The sequence below is a fragment of the Streptomyces sp. NPDC004051 genome (assembly GCF_053604275.1).
Map to the genome: position 1 here is coordinate 1 of NZ_JBSGHG010000064.1, position 17,875 is coordinate 17,875.

At 70.6% G+C, this 17,875-nt stretch carries 20 protein-coding genes and 1 pseudogene; 18 read left to right on the forward strand and 3 right to left on the reverse strand.

Annotation, left to right across the window (positions count from 1 at the left end; genetic code table 11):
- Positions 1–510: 510 nt before the first annotated feature.
- Entirely contained in the window at positions 511–1,434 is a 924-nt protein-coding gene (gene mmuM / locus ACWEQO_RS33760; protein ID WP_361462712.1) for a homocysteine S-methyltransferase, read from the reverse strand.
- A gap of 121 nt (positions 1,435–1,555) precedes the next feature.
- On the opposite strand from mmuM, the gene ACWEQO_RS33765 reads away from it, so the two are divergent.
- The 4 genes from ACWEQO_RS33765 to ACWEQO_RS33780 all read left to right on the forward strand — a co-directional run bounded on the left by ACWEQO_RS33765 (position 1,556) and on the right by ACWEQO_RS33780 (position 5,011).
- Complete coding sequence (locus ACWEQO_RS33765; RefSeq protein ID WP_452986367.1) at positions 1,556–2,389, forward strand: class II glutamine amidotransferase; 834 nt, start codon at positions 1,556–1,558, stop codon at positions 2,387–2,389.
- A 173-nt stretch (positions 2,390–2,562) separates the two neighbouring features.
- The gene (locus ACWEQO_RS33770) at positions 2,563–3,696 is read left to right on the forward strand and encodes a glycoside hydrolase family 43 protein (RefSeq protein ID WP_452986368.1); all 1,134 of its coding nucleotides are present in this window, start codon (positions 2,563–2,565) and stop codon (positions 3,694–3,696) included.
- An 18-nt stretch (positions 3,697–3,714) separates the two neighbouring features.
- Entirely contained in the window at positions 3,715–4,500 is a 786-nt protein-coding gene (locus ACWEQO_RS33775; RefSeq protein WP_361462722.1) for an isocitrate lyase/PEP mutase family protein, read from the forward strand.
- 91 nt (positions 4,501–4,591) lie between these two features.
- On the forward strand, positions 4,592–5,011 hold the full coding sequence (locus ACWEQO_RS33780; protein ID WP_452986374.1) for an NUDIX hydrolase: 420 nt from the start codon (positions 4,592–4,594) through the stop codon (positions 5,009–5,011).
- Here the strand turns inward: ACWEQO_RS33780 and ACWEQO_RS33785 are convergent.
- Positions 4,998–5,746: pseudogene (locus tag ACWEQO_RS33785) on the reverse strand (hypothetical protein). The gene ACWEQO_RS33780 and the pseudogene ACWEQO_RS33785 sit on opposite strands and share 14 nt — an antisense overlap.
- Before the next feature lie 23 nt (positions 5,747–5,769).
- Positions 5,770–5,925, reverse strand: coding sequence for a hypothetical protein (locus ACWEQO_RS33790; protein ID WP_361462707.1), 156 nt, complete (start codon positions 5,923–5,925; stop codon positions 5,770–5,772).
- A gap of 810 nt (positions 5,926–6,735) precedes the next feature.
- Here ACWEQO_RS33790 and ACWEQO_RS33795 point away from each other — a divergent pair.
- From ACWEQO_RS33795 to ACWEQO_RS33860, 14 genes are all read left to right on the forward strand, one after another.
- Positions 6,736–7,287 (forward strand): OvmZ protein, encoded by a 552-nt coding sequence (locus ACWEQO_RS33795; RefSeq protein ID WP_361462704.1) that lies wholly within the window; start codon positions 6,736–6,738, stop codon positions 7,285–7,287.
- The gene (locus tag ACWEQO_RS33800) at positions 7,284–7,532 is read left to right on the forward strand and encodes a transcriptional regulator (RefSeq protein WP_361462701.1); all 249 of its coding nucleotides are present in this window, start codon (positions 7,284–7,286) and stop codon (positions 7,530–7,532) included. Before ACWEQO_RS33795 ends, ACWEQO_RS33800 begins: the two co-directional genes overlap by 4 nt.
- Positions 7,533–7,787: 255 nt before the next feature.
- A complete protein-coding gene (locus ACWEQO_RS33805) occupies positions 7,788–8,162 on the forward strand; it encodes a dehydrogenase (RefSeq protein WP_452986369.1) in 375 nt (124 codons plus the stop codon).
- 50 nt (positions 8,163–8,212) lie between these two features.
- On the forward strand, positions 8,213–8,713 hold the full coding sequence (locus ACWEQO_RS33810) for a nuclear transport factor 2 family protein (protein WP_361462696.1): 501 nt from the start codon (positions 8,213–8,215) through the stop codon (positions 8,711–8,713).
- Between the two features lie 58 nt (positions 8,714–8,771).
- The gene (locus ACWEQO_RS33815; RefSeq protein WP_452986370.1) at positions 8,772–9,245 is read left to right on the forward strand and encodes an ester cyclase; all 474 of its coding nucleotides are present in this window, start codon (positions 8,772–8,774) and stop codon (positions 9,243–9,245) included.
- A 101-nt stretch (positions 9,246–9,346) separates the two neighbouring features.
- Positions 9,347–9,748 carry a nitroreductase family deazaflavin-dependent oxidoreductase gene (locus ACWEQO_RS33820; protein WP_361462691.1) on the forward strand — a complete coding sequence of 134 codons (402 nt, stop codon included), beginning with the start codon at positions 9,347–9,349 and terminating at the stop codon, positions 9,746–9,748.
- Positions 9,749–9,823: 75 nt separating this feature from the next.
- Entirely contained in the window at positions 9,824–10,402 is a 579-nt protein-coding gene (locus ACWEQO_RS33825) for an NADPH-dependent FMN reductase (RefSeq protein ID WP_452986375.1), read from the forward strand.
- A 34-nt stretch (positions 10,403–10,436) separates the two neighbouring features.
- Positions 10,437–11,786, forward strand: coding sequence for a cation:proton antiporter (locus ACWEQO_RS33830; RefSeq protein WP_452986371.1), 1,350 nt, complete (start codon positions 10,437–10,439; stop codon positions 11,784–11,786).
- Between the two features lie 95 nt (positions 11,787–11,881).
- A complete protein-coding gene (locus tag ACWEQO_RS33835) occupies positions 11,882–12,541 on the forward strand; it encodes a hemerythrin domain-containing protein (protein WP_452986377.1) in 660 nt (219 codons plus the stop codon).
- An 85-nt stretch (positions 12,542–12,626) separates the two neighbouring features.
- Positions 12,627–14,102, forward strand: coding sequence for an MFS transporter (locus tag ACWEQO_RS33840; RefSeq protein WP_361462686.1), 1,476 nt, complete (start codon positions 12,627–12,629; stop codon positions 14,100–14,102).
- Between the two features lie 184 nt (positions 14,103–14,286).
- Positions 14,287–15,231 (forward strand): MarR family winged helix-turn-helix transcriptional regulator, encoded by a 945-nt coding sequence (locus ACWEQO_RS33845; RefSeq protein WP_361462684.1) that lies wholly within the window; start codon positions 14,287–14,289, stop codon positions 15,229–15,231.
- Between the two features lie 199 nt (positions 15,232–15,430).
- Complete coding sequence (locus ACWEQO_RS33850; protein ID WP_452986372.1) at positions 15,431–17,143, forward strand: NAD(P)/FAD-dependent oxidoreductase; 1,713 nt, start codon at positions 15,431–15,433, stop codon at positions 17,141–17,143.
- Positions 17,144–17,192: 49 nt separating this feature from the next.
- Positions 17,193–17,774, forward strand: coding sequence for a flavin reductase family protein (locus ACWEQO_RS33855; protein ID WP_452986373.1), 582 nt, complete (start codon positions 17,193–17,195; stop codon positions 17,772–17,774).
- 1 nt (position 17,775) lies between these two features.
- A partial coding sequence (locus tag ACWEQO_RS33860; protein ID WP_361462715.1) for a biotin carboxylase N-terminal domain-containing protein occupies positions 17,776–17,875 on the forward strand: 100 nt, incomplete at its 3' end.

Here is a 17,875-nt window from a genome sequence, read left to right on the forward strand (position 1 = left end):
AGTGCCCTTCTGGGCGGTGCCGGCCGATGCCGGGCTGGGGGGCGCCCTCGGCGGCATCCGGATGTCCCAGACGAAACCCATAGGGGCACCCCCCACAGCCTTCCGAAGGCTGCCTGTTCATGACAAGCCACAGCTGATCACGCAGGCGCGCCCGCGTAAAGCCTCGAGCCCCGGCCGGCATACGGCGCCGCCGAGGCCCGCCACGGACGCGACGAGGTCCCCTACGGGCGCGGTCCAGCCTGTGACGCCCCCGATCAGCACACGCAGGGCGCCCACCCTCTTCATCGCGGACGCGTTCCCGCGTGACCGGGACCGTGGTCCTGCTGTGGTGCTCATGGGGTCGAACTCCCCACCCGCGCGTGTACGTTCACCGTCACGCATGCGCACATTCGGGACGTACGGGTGCGCGGACTGTTCCATGGTGGGCGCGGGCTGCTGCTGGTGGCCGAGCCGGCCGACGGGTGGGGCGTGGGGGAGTGGGATCCGGGAAGGTGGTGCGGTGCGGGTTCGCTACGGGGTCCGCAGCGTCCCCGCGAGCGCCGCGATCGTCTCCGGCCCCACCCGGCAGCATCCGCCGATCAGCCGTGCCCCGGACTCCCGCCAGCCCGTGACCTGCCCGGCCGTGAAGGTCGGCCGGCCGGTCCACGCCCGTGCCCCGGCGTCCCAGGTCTCGCCGCTGTTGGGGTAGACGACGACGGGCTTTCCGGTGACGCGGGCCGCGAGGGCGACGGCGTGGTCGGCGTCCTCGGGGGTGCAGCAGTTGACGCCGACGGCGATCACCTCGTCCGCCCGCGCGGCGAGCGCGAAGGCCTCCGCCAGGGGCTGACCCGCGCGGGTACGGTCGCCGGCCGTCGAGTACGACAGCCAGGCCGGCACGCCGAGCCCCCGCACCGCCCGGAGCAGGGCCTGCGCCTCGTCGGTGTCCGGGACCGTCTCCAGGGCGAGCACGTCGGGACCGGCGGCGGCCAGGACCTCCATGCGGGGGCGGTGGAAGCGTTCCAGCTCGGACACGGTGAGCCCGTACCGGCCCCGGTACTCGGACCCGTCTGCGAGCATCGCGCCGTACGGGCCGACGGAGGCCGCCACCCAGAGGGGGCGGCGGGGCGTCCGGGCCCTGCGGGCCGCCTCGCGGGCACACCCGACGCTCAGAGCGAGCAGGCCGGCCGCCTCCTCCCGCCCGATTCCGCGCCGGGCGAAGCCCTCGAAGGTGGCCTGGTAACTGGCGGTGATCGCCACGTCCGCGCCCGCCTCGAAGTAGGCGAGGTGCGCCTCGGTGACCGCCTCGGGATCCTCGGCGAGCAGCCGCGCCGACCACAGTGCGTCGCTCAGGTCGTGCCCGGCCGCCGCGAGCTGGTTGGACATGCCGCCGTCGAGGACGACCGTGCCGCCCGCGAGGGCGTCGGCGAGGGCGGGGGAGGGGGCGGCGGTGCTCATCCCCCCGACGGTAGTCGAGCGAGACGGCCCCCGACCTGCCGCGCGGCCTCGCAGCGCGCCCCTGCGGCAGGACTGGGATCCTGAGGGGGAGACGACCCCGCGGTCGGGAAGGCGGTGGCCGATGTGCCGTTGGCTGGCCTACTCAGGTACCTCGATCCTGCTCGACAGCCTGCTCTACAAGCCGACGCCCTCACTGATCGACCAGAGCCTGCACGCCAGGCTGGGCGTCGAGACGACCAACGGCGACGGGTTCGGCGTCGGCTGGTACGGGCCCCGCGCCGACACTCCGGCGATCGTCCGGGAGATCGGCCCGGCCTGGAGCAGCCGCAACCTGCGGGAGATCGCCCGCCACGTCCGCTCGCCCCTGTTCTTCGCCCACATCCGGGCCTCGACCGGATCGGCGGTGCAGGAGACCAACTGCCACCCGTTCCGTCACGGCCGCTGGATGTGGATGCACAACGGTGCGATCACGGACTTCCACCGCATGCGGCGCGACCTCGCCCTGGCCGTCGACCCGGAACTCTTCCTCGCCGTCGAGGGCTCCACGGACTCCGAGTTGATGTTCTACCTGGCGCTCACCTTCGGACTGGAGCAGGATCCGCCCGGCGCGGTCGCGCGGATGGTGGGCCTGGTGGAGCGGGTCGGGCGCGAGCACGGTGTGGAGTACCCGCTGCAGATGACGGTGGCGGTGACCGACGGACGACGGCTGTGGGCGTTCCGCTACTCGACGCAGAGGGCGTCCCGTTCGCTCTTCTACAGCACGCGCGTGGAGACGCTGCGCTCCCTCCACCCGGACATGGAGTTCCTGCGTGAGGCGTCCGACGAGACCCGCCTCATCGTGTCGGAGCCCTTGGGGGGCCTGCCCGGCATGTGGAACGAGGTCCCCGAGGGCAGGTACGGCGTCGTCCAGCCCGAGGGGGACGAGATGGCTCGCTTCGCCCCTCAGCCGGTGTAGGGGCGGGGCCCCGAAGGGGAGGCGCCGGCGATTTCGTCCCGCCGGGCCCGTTGACCTGTCCGTGACACACCCCTACCTTGTCGACGTTCGTCATTCCAGATGGCGTTCGGGATGCCGAACAGCCGATCCGTGATCCCGAGGTTCTCGAGCGAGCCCCCCGAAAGGCAGACCACATGAGCCCTACCGCCGACGACACGCCCCGGACGCCCGACCGCAGGCTGTTACTGAAGGGGGCCCTCGCCGCAGGCACCCTGGCCGCCACCGCCACGGTGGCCCACGCGGCCGCTCCCGGCACCCTCGCCGGCAGACCGAAGGCGGCGCCCTACGTGAACCCCCTCGTCCGCAACCGTGCCGACCCGCACATCACCCGCCACACCGACGGCTTCTACTACTTCACCGCCACCGTCCCCGAGTACGACCGGATCGTCCTGCGCCGCTCCCGCACGCTGAACGGTCTGGGAAGTGCCGCCGAGTCCGTCATCTGGCGGGCGCATCCCACCGGTGACATGGGCGCCCACATCTGGGCGCCGGAGCTGCACCGCATCGCCGGCAAGTGGTACGTCTACTTCGCCGCCGCGCCCGCCGAGGACGTGTGGGCCATCCGCATCTGGGTCCTGGAGAACGCCCACCCCGACCCCTTCCGGGGCACCTGGACCGAGAAGGGGCAGGTCAAGACCGCCTGGGAGACCTTCTCCCTGGACGCCACCACCTTCACCCACCGAGGCACCCGCTACCTCTCCTGGGCCCAGCACGAGCCCGGCATGGACAACAACACCGCCCTCTGGCTCTCCGAGATGGCCGACCCCTGGACCCTGACCGGGCCCCAAGTGCGCCTGTCCACACCGGAGTACGACTGGGAGCGCATCGGCTTCAAGGTCAACGAGGGGCCGTACGTGATCCAGCGGGGCGGCCGGATCTTCATGACCTACTCGGCCAGCGCCACCGACGCCCACTACTGCATGGGCCTGCTGACCGCCCCCGGCGACAGCGACCTCATGGACACCGCCAACTGGTCCAAGTCCCCCGTCCCCGTCTTCGCCAGCAACGACACGACCCGGCAGTACGGCCCCGGCCACAGCTGCTTCACCGTCGCCGAGGACGGCCGTACCGACGTCCTCGTGTACCACGCCCGGCAGTACAAGGAGATCGACGGGGACCCGCTCCACGACCCGAACCGCCACACCCGGATCCAGACCTTCGGCTGGAAACCGGACGGCACACCGGACTTCGGCGTCCCCGTGGCCGACGGCGCCACCACCAGTGGCCGGGTGGACGTTTCGGCCGGTGCCGGAGTGTTCCGCCCCTAGGGTTGTCCCATGCCCCGGATGACCTTCGCCGATCTCCACCACACCGACGAGCCCCTCCTGCTGCCCAACGCCTGGGACCACGCCTCCGCGGCCGCTCTCGCCGCTCAGGGGTTCCCGGCGATCGGCACCACCAGCCTGGCCGCCGCGGCGGCGGTCGGGCTGCCCGACGGGGCGGCGGCGACCAGGGAACAGACCCTGCGGCTCGCCCGCACCCTCGGCTCCGAGCCGTTCCACCTGTCCGTGGACGCGGAGGACGGATTCGGCGACGACCCGGAGGAGGTGGCCGAGTTCGCCCGCGCCCTGCACGCCGCGGGCGCCGCCGGCATCAACCTGGAGGACGGGCTCGGGCCCGTCGACCGGCACGCCGCGAAGATCGCCGCCGTCCGGGCCGCGGCCCCCGGCCTCTTCGTCAACGCCCGCACCGACACCCACTGGCTCGGCGACGGCGAGGGCACGGTCCGGCGGCTCGACGCCTACCGACAGGCGGGCGCACACGGGGTGTTCGTCCCCGGGCTCACCGACGTCCGGGAGATCACCTCCCTGGTACGCCACTTGGGCGACGTTCCCCTCAACGTCCTCTACTCGCCGGCCGGTCCCTCCGTCCCTCACCTCGCCGACCTCGGCGTACGCCGGGTCAGCCTCGGCTCGCTGCTGTACCGGCGGGCGCTGGGTGCGGCGGTGGAGGCGGCGACCGACATCCGGGCGGGCCGCGCACCCGGCGGCCCGGTGCCCACGTACGAGGAGATCCAGGCACTGAGCCGGGACACCGGCGGTGCGGCCGACGCCACGGCTTCCTTCGGATGACCCTGGTGCGGTGGCGGCTTTCGCGGGTATCAGAACCTGCGGACCCGTCTCCGGCAAAGGACCGAGGAACCGAGGAGCCATGAACGGGGACATGGACATCCCCGGCGACGAACGGCTGGCGGCAGCGGTCGTGAGGGACGACGAGGGGCGGGTGCTCCTGGTGCGGCGCAGCGAGACCGAGAGATTCCTGCCCCGGGTGTGGGGCGTGCCGTGCGGCAAGCCCGATCCCGGGGAGAGCGCCCGGGACGGGGCGTTGCGCGAGCTGAAGGAGGAGACCGGCCTGCTCGGTGAGATCGTGCGCAAGGTCGGCGAGTCGTCCTTCCTCAGCGAGTACGCGGGGCACGAGGGCAAGAACTGGCAGGAGAACTTCCTGGTCCGCCCGCTGTCCCGGGAGGTCACGCTGCCCGGTCCGGATCAGGACCACGCCTGGCTCCACCCGTCCGAGCTGACCGGGGTCGACATCGACGCCTACAACCTGGACGTCGTCCGGCAGGCGCTCACGGACTCCTGAGCGACTCCGCCGGCGTGCTCAGCGCGTCCAGGTAGGCCGGCACGTTCAGCGGCACCTTCGGCATCGCCGCCGGACGCGGGCCCGCCGCCGTGAACACGTCGGTGTGCCGCCGCCGTCGCCCGCCCGTCTCCAGGAACAGCGTCACCGTCGGCGCGTCCGTGTCGCACCAGGCGCGGTGCAGGGTGTGCGCCGGCAGGGCGTAGGTGCTGCCCGCCGCGTACCGGCCCAGGTGCGTCAGGCGCAGCCGCGCCGGACCCGCCGGCGCCGGCAGCCAGTCGGCCGACCCCTCGGCCAGCGATTCCTCGAACCGGGTCGTCCCGATCCCGGCGCCGCCCCGCGCCCCGGGCCCCGTCTCGGGCAGCTCCTCGTACAACTCCGTGCACAGGCGACCCGGACGACATGGGAGGCCGGCGTCGAGCGGTGGTTGTGGATGTCCTCCCGGCCGGTGCCGCCCGCGCCCGCGTGCCACACGTGTGCGCGCAGCATGTGCAGCGGGCCCGCGTCGACCAGCAGCAGCTTGTCGAAACCGAGGACGTGCCGGTACGACAGCCCGGCGCAGGCCTCCGGATCACCCGCTCCGGAGGCGAGTTCGGTGACCAGCTCCAACAGGGCTTCAGGTGCCCCGAGTTCGGCGACGACCGCATGAGCCGCGGCCGCCTGGTCCCGTTCGGGCAACGTGCCGTCCAGGGTTCTCGCCAGCAGTCGCCGCGCCGCCGGAACCCGCTGACCGCCCATGCGCTCCGTCCTCCGGCTCCCGCTCACCGCGCGGGCGCCGTCTCGTCGGGCCGATAGGTCCACACCGCGTGGGCGCGCAGCGCCGTCACACCCTGGTACGTCATCCACATCGGGCGCCGCAGTTCCGTGCTGTCGCCCCGTTCCCAGGACCAGATGCCGTCCTGCTGCCCTGCCCGCACCGACGCCGCCGCGCCGTACAGCAGCTCCCGCGCGGTAACGGTCCATTCTTTTTGTGATCTTCATCTTATTGAGCTTCGGGGGGGAGTGTGGTAGTCGCCGAGCGGGTCGCGCGGGCGGAGTCGATCTCCGCGGCGCCGCATCCACCCCACTTCCGCGTGCGGACGCCCGGTCCGGCCGTCTGGCCCGAGTGGTGTGTGTCAGCCACCTGCCACGCTTGCCCGGAGCGCCAGGTGCTGCGGCCTTTCAGCCGACGCCTTGTCAGATTCCGTTTGGATTCCGGTCGTTGTGCTGCGGTGACTGTGCCGCGGACGCGCGGAACGCTCCGACGCGAACAGAAGCACTCCCGTATCCGTCTGTTCTTTTTCGGGCACTACGGTCCGGTTGCCAGTCGTCCCCTGGTGGGTGTCTCATCTGTCCTTGATCCCGGAGCAGACGTGGGCCTCCATCGGGGAGGCGCACGATCGAATCCGCCTGCCGTGGTGCCGTTGGGGGGTGTGCACGCGCTCGTCTGCCGTCTTGACGGCGTGTTCTGTGTTCGGAGCCGGGTTTCCCCGCTCGCCGGACGGTTTGCAGCAACCACTGTCACGGATCAGTGCATCGGACCGGAGCGATCGACCATGGGCCCGCGTTCTGGGCCCGCTCCGAGCCCCGTTCTCCGGCCCTGCCCCGCCCGGCACCCCGGGCGGGGCAGGGCCGTCACACACGGACACCGAAGGAAAGGTTCGAGGAGTCAGATGCACAAGGACCCAACACTCTCCGCCGGCCATATGGGCCGGGACTGTGCGGCACTCTGCGGGAGTGTCTGCCGGATGTGCATCGAGAGGCTGCGGGGGGAACTGCTCACCCTGCTAGGTCTGTATCGCGAGAGCGACCACGCCTTGACCCCGAGTCCAGCCCGGATGCGGGAACGGGTGGGCGGGAGCAGATCCGTCGGCATAGTGCTCGACGAGCGGATCGTCGAGATGCGCACGGAGGTCACGGAGGTGCTGGCCTCGTGGGCGCGACTGGTCGTCGAGGAGGGCGGGGCGAAGGGGCCGCGGGGCCGCGACGTCGCATCGCTGGTGTCGTTCCTCCGCGAGGAGATGGACTGGATCGCCGGGCACCCCGCGGCCGTCCCGTTCGACGAGGAGGTGCACCAGCTGCTCCAGCGGCTCGGAGTCCTGTTCGGTCCGGCCCCGGTGCGCGGGCTGCCGCTCGGGGCGTGCGTGGAGCCCGAGTGCACGGGCACGCTGCTGGCCGTGGTGCGCGGCGCCGGCGGGTCGGCCGCGGCGCCCGGCCAGGTCTCGTGCGACGCCGGGCACGTCCTTCCGCCGCGCCAGTGGCTGATGGTGGCGGGACAGATGGCGAGGCGGTCGGAGTGACGACTTCGAGACGCAGAACCGTGTCGACCGAGCTGGCCGCGCTGGCCATGGGCGTCAGCGAGGCGACGATCCGCAAGTGGGCCTCCCGGGGCAAGATCACCCGCTACGGAAGGAAGCAGCGGGCCGAGTACGACCTCGACGAACTGTTCGCGCTGAGGGAGCGCGGAGCGCCGCTGTCGACCGGTGGACGGCAGGCATGGGCTCATGACGTTACGGGGGTTGAGCTCGGGCGACCGACCACGTGAACGTCGCTGACCTGCGATGTCGGTTCTCCGACGGGCGGGACGGGGAGGGTGGGATCCTTGCAACGTAAGCAGGTTGACGGTTCAGGAAGTTGAGTGTCACACTTCTTCCGGCAGCTCCATGCTCTGATTCCGTGATCGCCCCGCGATCGGCCGATCAGATGTGACGGCGGCCCCAGCTCTCTCCAGAATCCGTGTCCGGCTCCGTGTCGGGCACGGATTCTTTTTTGTCCGCAGCCGACAGAGGAAGTGTGGTCGATGTCTGTTTCTCCCAGTTCACCCGCCGGACAGTGGGCGGGTACGGTCACGCACGACGGTGAGGTGGACGACTACACCGTCACCTTCCAGGAGGACGGTTCGCTCGTCGTCGTCACGCAGAAGAGCACGGGCGCCGGCTCCTGGACGCCGACCGGCGACGACACGTTCACGTTCTTCCTGCGGGAGGACTTCAACACCGATGTCACCCAGATCAGCCCCACCGGGTTCCGAGCCGCCTACATCAAGATAGACATCGAGGCCCGGCTGGAGGGCGACGGCACGTTCACCGGCAAGGGCAAGGCGGTCGTGCACGGCCCCGACGACACGGTGATCTACGCGACGGATGCCGAGACCGACGCGCACCGGGTGCCGTGACCGGGGCTCCGGAGCCCGGCCTCGGTGAACTCGCGGCCGAGGTCGCGCGGTTGACCGATACCACGGCCCTGAACAACCTGATCGACCGCTATCTGGCGGGCCTGGACGAAGGGCTCGCCGAGGGCGGCTCCGGCTCCGGTTTCGACGAGGTCTGGGCGGCGTCCCTGTTCACCGAGGACGTGGAGCTCCTCTTCCCGGTGGGCAGCCACCGGGGCCTGGCCGGGGCCGACGGTTTCCTGCGGGAGATCATGGAGCGCTGGAGCCGTACGCATCACCACGGCTCCCTCGCCTCGATCGAGCCGGACGGCGACCGTGCCGCGGTCAGCTGGAGCCTGATCGCCTCGCACGTGCACTTCGGCTCGCCCGTACCGCCGCAGCCCTCCGCGTACTTCCAGATCGGTGGACGGTTCACCGGCGTCGCGCGGCGGACGGCGGACGGCTGGCGTTTCGCGCGGCTGCGGCTCCGAATCGTGTGGAGCACCGGGGCGCCGCCCGGCGGGGTGACCGAGGTCGACGCGCGTTCCCTGGAAGCCCTCGACACCCGCCACTGAGATCTCGTCACATCATCGACTGCCTTACCCGTCCAACGAGTTCAGAGGAGAATCCGCCATGCCCACCGCACTCACGCCCGAGCAGCAGCGCGAGGTCATCGAGAAGGTCTTCCACGAGGGCCTGGACCTCGGTGACCTCACGGCCGCCGACCGCTACCTCACCGAGGACTTCCGCAACCACGGCAGCCACGACGACTCCATGCGGGGTCCGGAAGCCTTCAAGCACACGATCCGCATCCAGCAGTCGGCGTTCAGCGAGATCAAGTACGAGATCCTCGACTTCATCTCGCAGGGCGACCGGGCCGCGATCCGCTGGGTGATGCACGGCAAGCACACGGGCCCCTTCATCGGCATCCAGCCGACCGGCCTACAGGTCCAGCACCAGGCCATCATCTGGTTCCGCTTCGAGGGCGACAGGATCGCCGAGCGCTGGGGGATCGTGGACAACTTCACGCTGGAGCGCTTCCTGAAGTCCGGCGGCAAGCCGGTCGGCCCGCTGACGCCCAAGGCCGTTCCGCCGCAGCGGGCCTGACGCGGCGGCGGTGAGGGGTGGGCGGCTCCGCTCGGAGCCGCCCACCCCTCTTTCCGGCCGCGAGGCGGCATCCCGTAACGGCGGAGAAAGAGGAGGAAGTCGTGCCGATCAACCGACGCGTGGCCCGCTTCAACAAGGCGGTCGCCAACCACTTCGTGGGTCCCGTCCTGAGCCGGATGCCCGGCTTCGGCAAGGTCCACCACCGCGGCCGCAAGTCCGGCCGCGCCTTCACCACCCCGGTCAAGCTGTTCCGCCGGGGCGACGACATCGTCATCACCCTGCCGTACGGTCCGGGGTCCGACTGGGTCAAGAACGTCCTGGCTGCGGGAGGCTGCGAGATCACCACGCGGGGTCGGCGGATCAAGTTGACCGACCCGGTGGTCTTCACGGACGACGGTTTGACGAAGATGCCCGCGCTGACCCGCCGGATTCTCTCTCGGGTCGACGCGACCCAGTTCCTCTCCCTCACGCCTGTCGCAGCGCGGTCCGCTGCGGCGGGCTGAGGGGCACCCGTGGATTCCCCGGCGGCCGGGCAGGGCACGGATGTGCCGGCCGCCCCGCGGGCCGCGGTTCCGCTGCTGCCCGCCGCCGCGCCGGTCAAGGTGGCGGTCGTCGTCGCCTCGGCGCGCGGCGGCAGGCTGGCGCCGGACGTCTCCGGCTGGTTCACCGCGGTGGCCGCACTCCGGGAGGACCTGGTCCTGGACACCGTCGACGTGGCGGACCACGAGCTGCCCGGCAGCCTCGACGCGCAGGACCCGGTGACGGTGGCGCTGCGGCCCCGGCTGGCCGCCGCCGAAGCGTTCGTCCTGATCGTCCCGGAGTACAACCGCAGTGTTCCCGGCCCGCTCAAGACCCTCGTCGACAGCTTCCAGGCCGAGTGGGAGGCCAAACCCGTCGGCTTCGTCGGCTACGGGCTGTCGCTGGTGGGCGGCGCGCGCGCGGTGGAGCATCTGCGGCAGATCTTCGCCGAGTTCCACGCGGTCGGGATGAAGGACGCGGTGCTCTTCCCGCGCATCCTCGAACACTACGACGCCCAGGGCCGGTTCCCGGCCGAGCCCGAGGGCGCCGAGGCCGCGGCCAAGCTCATGCTCGACCAGTTGCTCTGGTGGGCGCTGGCCCTGCGCGACGCCAAGTCCGTACGTCCGTACGGCGCCTGAGAACCTCCCACTCCCCTCTGGAGAACCGATGGCCATGGCTGCTGCGACCGACCCCCTGCCCGATCTCCTGATCGCCATCCCGACGGTGATCCTGCTCTGCAAGGTGGGCGCGCGCCTCGTACGCGGCGTCGGTCAGCCGCCGGTGGTCGGCGAGATAGCCGTCGGCCTGCTGCTCGGCCCCTCGTTCCTGGGGTGGCTGTGGCCCGGCGCGCAGGCGTGGCTCTTCCCGCCGTCCTCCCTGCCCTACCTGGGGCTGCTCGGCAGTTTGGGACTGCTCATCTTCATGTTCCTCGTCGGACACGAGCTCCAGATCAGCTCGCTCCGCGCGCAGACCAAGACGGCGGCGCTGGTCTCCATGGTGAGCGTCGCTCTGCCGCTGGGCCTCGGCGCGCTCCTGGCCCTCGGGATGTACGACTCCTTCGCGCCCGAGGGCGCGGAGCGGCTGCCGTTCGTCCTGTTCATCGCGGTGGCCATGAGCATCACCGCCTTCCCGGTGATGGCCCGGATCCTGGCGGACCGGGGCATGTACCGGACGCGGGTGGGCGTGCTGGCGCTGGCCTGCGCGGCCTTCGACGATGTGACCGCCTGGTGCCTGCTCGCGGCGGTGGTCGCCGTGTCGGCGGCCGGCTCGCCGATGGAAGCGGTCACCACCGCTCTGCTCGCCGTCGCCTTCGCCTTCTTCATGGTCGCGGTGGTGCGTCCGGTGCTGGCCCGACTGGCCACCCGTGGCGAACGGACCCCCACCGACAGCTCGGTCCTGATCCTGCTCTTCAGCGGTCTGTGCCTGAGCGCCCTGGCCACGGACCTGATCGGCGTGCACGCCCTGTTCGGAGCCTTCGTCTTCGGTGCGGTGACGCCGCGCGGCAGCCGGGTCATCGAGTACCAGACGGCCCGACTGCGGGCCTTCGCCATGCCCGTACTGCTTCCGCTGTTCTTCGTCACCACCGGTCTGCGGGCGGACGTCGGCCTGCTGGCCGCGGATCCGGTGCAGTTGCTCTGGGCCAGTGCGGTCCTGACGGTGGCCGTGTCGGCGAAGTGGGGCGGTGGGACCGGGGCGGCCCGGCTCTCCGGCCAGTCCTGGCGGGACGCGATGTCGATCGGCGCGCTGATGAACTGCCGTGGGCTGACCGAGCTGATCGTGCTGAACATCGGGCTCGGCCTCGGCGTGATCGGCCAGGACCTGTTCACGATCCTCATCCTGATGGCGCTGATCACCACCGCAGCGACCTCGCCGGCGCTCAACCGGATTCGCAAGGGGATGCCGGAGGAGGAGCTGGAGGTGGAGGAGAGGCCCACCGACGAGCCGGTGGACGGGGCCCGGCAGCCGGACGGCATGCAGGACACCGTGGGCGCCCGCGCCGGGGCAGGACGTCCGGCTCCGTGAAGTACTTGGAACTCTGACGATTGCCAAGTTGATAGTTAGGGAGGTTGACGATACTGTCGTCCCAAGCCGAACACGTGCAGGAGAGAGAAGAGGGCATGGGCGACTTCAAGAACCTCGACATGACGATGATGTTCGCCATCCACGACGCGCTCCGCCGTGAACTGGAGCGCATCGCACGGATCACCTCCCGGGTGGACGAGGACCCGCGGCACGTGCTGAGCACCGCGGTCGGCTGGGAGCTGTTCAAGAAGTTCCTCACCGCCCACCACACCTCCGAGGACCGCACCGTGTGGCCGGTGATGTACAAGACGCTGGCAGCCCGTGACGCCGGCTCCGAGATGGCGCTGCTCGACGCGATGGAGGCCGAACACGCGGTCATCGAACCGCTGCTGACCGACATCGACGCGGCGCTGGCCGACCGGGACTCGGGCACCGAACGTCTCGGCGGCCTCGTCGACGCGCTCTGCACCGACCTCCGCGCCCACCTCGACCACGAGGAGCGGGAGGCGCTCGCACTCATGGACCTGACCATGAGCCCGGAGCAGTGGGCGGCGTTCAGCGCCGAGCAGAAGGACCGCATCGGAAGCGACGCCAACCGCTACCTCCCGTGGCTCCTGGATGACATCGACGCCGCCCGGGTCGCCACGATCCTCGGGAAGCTGCCGTCGCCCCTGCGCGCCGCCTACGAGACCGAGTGGCGTGCCGCCTACGAAGAACTGGACATCTGGGCCGTCCCGGACGCCGCAGGACGCTGAACCCCGTCCCCGCCCCGGATCCCTCCCGCACCCGGGGGGCGGGAGCGGCCGGATCCACCTCCCCGAACCACCTCTGGAGACGTTCATGTCTATGCAGGACAGAACCGAAGCCGCTCCACCGGGCCCCGTCGCACCCTCGGGCGCCGCCGCGCCGGCCCCGTCCGGGGACAAGCTCGGCCTCGCCCTCGCGGTCATCGCGGCCGCCCAGCTCATGCTGGTCCTCGACAACACGATCGTGGCCGTCGCCCTGCCGAGCATGCAGAGCGCGCTCGGCCTCTCCGACGCCAACCTCGGCTGGGTCATCACCGCCTACGCCCTGGCCTTCGGCGGCCTGCTGCTGGCCGGCGGCCGGGCCGGTGACCTCTTCGGACGCCGCCGGGTGTTCCGTACCGGACTCGTGATCTTCACCCTCGCCTCGCTGCTCGGCGGCCTCGCGGGCAGCGGCGAGGCGCTGATCGTCGCCCGAGTCCTCCAGGGCGTCGGCGCGGCGATCGCGGCACCCACCGCACTCTCCCTGCTGGCCTCCACCTTCCCGGCGGGCCCGGCGCGCAACAAGGCGCTCGGCGTCTACGGGGCGATGGGCGGGCTCGGGTCCGTGGTCGGCCTGCTGCTCGGCGGTGCGCTGACCGAATACCTCAGCTGGCGCTGGGTCATGTACATCAACATCCCGATCGCCGTCGCGGTGCTCATCGGCACCGGTGTCCTGAAGGAGGGCGAGCGGGACCGCGGCAAGGTCGACGTGCCCGGCGCGCTGGCGGCCACCTTCGGGTTCGGCTCCCTCGTCTACGGCATCAACCGGGCCGGCGAGAAGGGCCTCGACGACGGCACCACCCTGATCGCCCTGGCCGTCGCGGTCGTGCTGATCGCCGCGTTCATCGTCATCCAGCGCTCCAGCCGGGCGCCGATGGTGCCGAGCGCCGTCCTCGCCGACAAGAGCCGCGCCGGAGCCAACGCGGTCATGTTCCTGGTCGGTGCGGGCATGTTCGCCACCTTCTACTTCCTGACCCTCTACATGCAGATCGTCAAGGGCTACGAGCCGATGATCACCGGCCTCGCCTACCTCCCCTTCGCCATCGGGATCGGCTTCGCGGCCGGTGGCGTCGGACCGCAGCTGCTGGCCAAGGCGCCCGAGCGCTCGGTCATCTCCACCGGACTGGTCATCGGCATCGCCGGCATGGTCTGGCTCAGCTTCCTGGAGCCCGGCCAGAACGCCTTCGCCGTCCTCCTGCCCGCCCAGCTGGTCTGCGGGTTCGGCCTCGGCCTGGTCTTCGTCACCGTCACCGTCATCAGCGTCCGCGGAGTCTCCCCGGAGGACACCGGGATCGCGGCCGGCCTCATCAACACCAGCCAGCAGATCGGTGGAGCGGTCGGCCTCGCCGTCCTCGCCGCCACCGCCTCCGTCATCACCGAGAACAAGCTGCCCGGCGACCGGTCCGAAGCGCTCACCACCGGCTACTCCTACGGGCTCCTCATCGGCGGCGGCATCTACCTGCTCGCACTGATCGTGACCCTGAGCACCATCAAGGCCACGGCGCCGCAGGCACAGCCGCAGCCCCACTGAAGGACCCGCGGCGGCCCGCCGCCGGTCCTCCTCAGCCCCGCCCGGGCCCTCCCCCCTCCGGGCGGGGTCAGGCGCGTCCCGCGCCACGGCGTACGGCAGGCCCCGGCGGGCCGTGGTCCGGTGATCCGGCCCGGTCCACCGGGGCCCGTCGGCCGTATACTCGGTTACCGGTTCCGAAGGGGAGATGACGATCGTGCGAGGCGAGCCCGGTGCGACGCGAGGCCCCATTTCGGAGACGGAGGCCACGGCCGAAGTCGCCGGCGTCCTGCCCGAAGCGCTCACCGGTTTCATCGGCTACCTCCTGCGCCGGGTCTTCGCGCAGTTCACTGCCTTCGCCGACGGCCCGGACGACGACTCCCGGGACTTCCTCGTCCTGGACGCGCTGACCGGCGGCGACTGGGTCTCCCAGCTCGACCTGGCCGAGCGGCTCGGCATCAACCGCACGATCATGGTCGGCGTCATCGACCGCCTGGAGGGCCGGGGACAGGTGCTCCGCACCCGTAACCCGGACAACCGCCGCCAGTACATCCTCTCCCTCACCGACGAGGGCCGCTCCGCCGTCGAGGCGGGCCGCCGCGCGGTCGCCGAGCGGGACGCGCGGCTCACCGCCGTCCTCAGCCCCGAACAGGTCACCCGCCTCAACACCCTGCTCGCGCGGCTCCTCCCGCAGGGCACCCAGGACCTCGTGCAGGGCACCGAACACCTCGTCGAGCAGGCCCACCACCGCCTGCGCCGGCTCGGCGACGAGAAGCTGGCCGGGACAGGACTGCGGGTCCGCCACTACGGGCCGCTCTCCATCCTCGCCGCCGCCGGCTCCTGTCCGCAGCAGCGGCTCGCCCAGGAGCTGGCCATCACCGGGTCCGCGACCTCCCAGCTGGTGGACGAGCTCGTCGACGGCGGGTTGGTCCACCGCGGCCGCGACCCGCACGATCGACGCCGCCACGCCCTGGAGCTCACCGAGCTCGGGCACACCCAGCTCAAGGCGGTCGCCGAGGCCGTCGACCTGCTCGCCGCGGACGTGGCGGCGCTGCTCGGCCCCGGTGGCGAGGATGAGCTGCGGGCCCTGCTCGTGCAGCTCCTCGAGCCGGCCCACCCCGGTGTCGCAGAAGCGGCCGGAAGGCGCGGCTGAGCTCGAACAGCCCTCTTCAACCTGTCTTTTTCCAGAGGGGGTTGACCGCCCGCGTCTTTCCTGTCACGCTTTCTTCAGCGGTTCAGTCGTGCCGTTTTACGGGCTCCTCCCCAAGGCCTTTCCAGGTCACCGGAAGGGCCCGTTTTTTGTGCCCTCTTTTCGCACCGGAACGCACCCCACCTGACGAAGGAGACGGCCCGTGGTCGCACGGACGAACGAAAGGCCCAAAGGGGCGGACGGCATACCTCAGGAAGCGACGTACGACGTCATCATCCTGGGGTCCGGTATCGCCGGATCGGTGACCGGAGCAATTCTCGCGAAGCACGGAGCGAGGGTTCTTCTCGTCGATGCCACCACGCATCCGCGTTTCGCGATCGGTGAGTCGATGACCCCGCAGCTCGTCGAATGGATCCACATTCTCGCCGAGCGCCACGACCTCCCCGAACTCAAGAGCCTGGCCAGTGTGCGGCAGAGCACCCGGGATATCGCACCGACCTTCGGGACCAAGGCCCACTTCGGCTTCATGAAGCACGAGGTCGGCAAGGAGCCCGACCCGCGCGAGGCGACCCAGCTGGCACTGCCCAAGATCTTTCACCAGAACAGCCACATGTTCCGGCAGGACAGCGACTCCTTCATGTTCCACGTCGCCGTGAAGTACGGCTGTGTGGGCAAGCAGAGCTGGCGGGCCGGCGACGTCGACTTCGACGAGGACGGCGTCACGGTCACCGGACGCAGCGGAGCGCCGGGTGCGGAGCCCGAGTCGTTCCGCGCGAAGTATGTGGTGGACGCCTCCGGGTTCCGCTCGCCGCTCGCGCAGAAGTTCGACCTGCGTGAGCGGCCGGCCCGGTTCAAGCACCACTCCCGCTCCATGTTCACGCACTACGTGGGCGTGAAGCGGTTCGACGACGTCAGCGGCCACCCCAAGGAGCTGCGGCCGCCGGCCGACTGGCACACCGGGACAATGCACCACCTCATCGAGCGCGGTTGGTTCTGGATCATCCCGTTCGACAACCACAAGGACTCGCGCAACCCGCTGTGCAGCGTCGGCCTGACCGTGGACGAGCGCACCTACCCCAAGCCCAAGGATCTGACCCCTGAGCAGGAGTTCGAGCTCTTCCTCGACAAGTACCCGGCGGTCAAGCGGCAGTTCATCGGCGCCAGCAAGGTCAGGGAGTGGGTCTCGACGGACCGGCTCCAGTACTCCTCCAAGCAGACCATCGGCGACCGCTGGTGCTTGCTGTCGCACGCCGCCGGCTTCCTGGACCCACTGTTCTCCCGGGGCCTGTCCAACACGCTCGAAGTGGTCGACGCGTTGACCTCTCGGCTGCTGGAGGCATTCAAGGACGGCGACTTCTCCGCCGAGCGCTTCGAGTACGTCGAGCGCCTGGAACAGGGCCTGCTCCAGTACAACGACGAGATCGTCAACAGCTCGTTCATCGCCTTCTCGCACTTCCGCCTCTGGAACGCGGTCTTCCGCGTGTGGGGCTCGTTCATCACTCCGGGCACGATGCGGCTGACCCGGGCCCGGCTGAAGCACTTCCGGGACAAGGACCAGCGTCACTTCCGGGAGTTGGAGCAGAACGACTACCCCGGGCTGTGGTGGCCGCAGAGCGACAAGTTCAAGATCCTGCTCGAAACCACCTCGGAGACCTGCGAGAAGTACGAGGCCGGGGCCCTGTCCGGTGACGAGGCGGCCGACATCATCTTCAAGCTCCTCGAGGATTCGCCGATCGTCAACCCGGTCTTCGGCTGGAAGGACGAGAACAAGCGGTTCATCTATCCGTCCACCGCCACCATGGCCCGATTCCTCTACTGGGCATCGGTCCAGGCGCCGCCGGAAATGAACAGCGTCGGCCGGGAATTCCTGCTCGGCATCGTCAAGGCCGGGTCCAAGGTACGCAAGCTCCTCTAGGTACGCGCGCACGCTCCGAGACCGGCAGCCTTCAGGAAAGGGATCGCACATGTCCGCAGCGCGCTCATTGACCCACAGTCAAGTGAAACAGCCGATAGCGCCGAAGGAATTCCGCCGTGTCTGCGGCCTTTTCGCGACCGGGGTGACGGTCATCACCGCCGGAACCGAAGGCCAGGCCGAAGGCACGACGGTGAATTCCTTCACGTCGGTCTCGCTCGACCCGTCGCTGGTTCTTTTCTGCCTGCACAAGGAATCGCGGATGCACGCGGTGATCGGCCGACACGGGACCTTCGCCGTCAACTTCCTCGCGGGCAGCCAGCAGGAGCTGGCCCGCGCCTTCGCGGCCCGCCGCCCGGAGGGGTTCCACGGCGTCCCGCACCACTTCGCCCCGGACGGACCGCCGGTCCTCACCGAGGCCCTGGCGTATCTGACCTGTTCCACGGTGGCCGTGCATCCCGGCGGCGACCACGACATCGTCGTCGGCGAGGTGCTGGAGCTGGCCGCGCCGGGAAGCACCCGGGAACCGCTGATCTTCTTCGACGGGACGCTCGGGCCGCTGGAGTCCACGGACGGGCGCTTCGGCCAGGCCGGGCCGAAGCACCCGGCGGCGAGTCCGGCCCGGGCCGGCTGACATGCGCAAGGTGCTCATTGCCAACCGTGGCGAAATCGCTGTCCGCATCGCCCGGGCCTGCCAGGACGCCGGCATCACCAGCGTCGCCGTCTACGCCGACC

What these genes read in the sequence shown, in the direction of transcription:
- mmuM (WP_361462712.1), bottom strand. Translation starts at nt 1,434, where the DNA reads ATGAGCACCGCCGCCCCCTCCCCCGCCCTCGCCGACGCCCTCGCGGGC.
- ACWEQO_RS33765 (WP_452986367.1), top strand. Translation starts at nt 1,556, where the DNA reads ATGTGCCGTTGGCTGGCCTACTCAGGTACCTCGATCCTGCTCGACAGC.
- ACWEQO_RS33770 (WP_452986368.1), top strand. Translation starts at nt 2,563, where the DNA reads ATGAGCCCTACCGCCGACGACACGCCCCGGACGCCCGACCGCAGGCTG.
- ACWEQO_RS33775 (WP_361462722.1), top strand. Translation starts at nt 3,715, where the DNA reads ATGACCTTCGCCGATCTCCACCACACCGACGAGCCCCTCCTGCTGCCC.
- ACWEQO_RS33780 (WP_452986374.1), top strand. Translation starts at nt 4,592, where the DNA reads ATGGACATCCCCGGCGACGAACGGCTGGCGGCAGCGGTCGTGAGGGAC.
- ACWEQO_RS33795 (WP_361462704.1), top strand. Translation starts at nt 6,736, where the DNA reads ATGTGCATCGAGAGGCTGCGGGGGGAACTGCTCACCCTGCTAGGTCTG.
- ACWEQO_RS33805 (WP_452986369.1), top strand. Translation starts at nt 7,788, where the DNA reads ATGTCTGTTTCTCCCAGTTCACCCGCCGGACAGTGGGCGGGTACGGTC.
- ACWEQO_RS33815 (WP_452986370.1), top strand. Translation starts at nt 8,772, where the DNA reads ATGCCCACCGCACTCACGCCCGAGCAGCAGCGCGAGGTCATCGAGAAG.
- ACWEQO_RS33830 (WP_452986371.1), top strand. Translation starts at nt 10,437, where the DNA reads ATGGCTGCTGCGACCGACCCCCTGCCCGATCTCCTGATCGCCATCCCG.
- ACWEQO_RS33835 (WP_452986377.1), top strand. Translation starts at nt 11,882, where the DNA reads ATGGGCGACTTCAAGAACCTCGACATGACGATGATGTTCGCCATCCAC.
- ACWEQO_RS33840 (WP_361462686.1), top strand. Translation starts at nt 12,627, where the DNA reads ATGTCTATGCAGGACAGAACCGAAGCCGCTCCACCGGGCCCCGTCGCA.
- ACWEQO_RS33845 (WP_361462684.1), top strand. Translation starts at nt 14,287, where the DNA reads ATGACGATCGTGCGAGGCGAGCCCGGTGCGACGCGAGGCCCCATTTCG.
- ACWEQO_RS33855 (WP_452986373.1), top strand. Translation starts at nt 17,193, where the DNA reads ATGTCCGCAGCGCGCTCATTGACCCACAGTCAAGTGAAACAGCCGATA.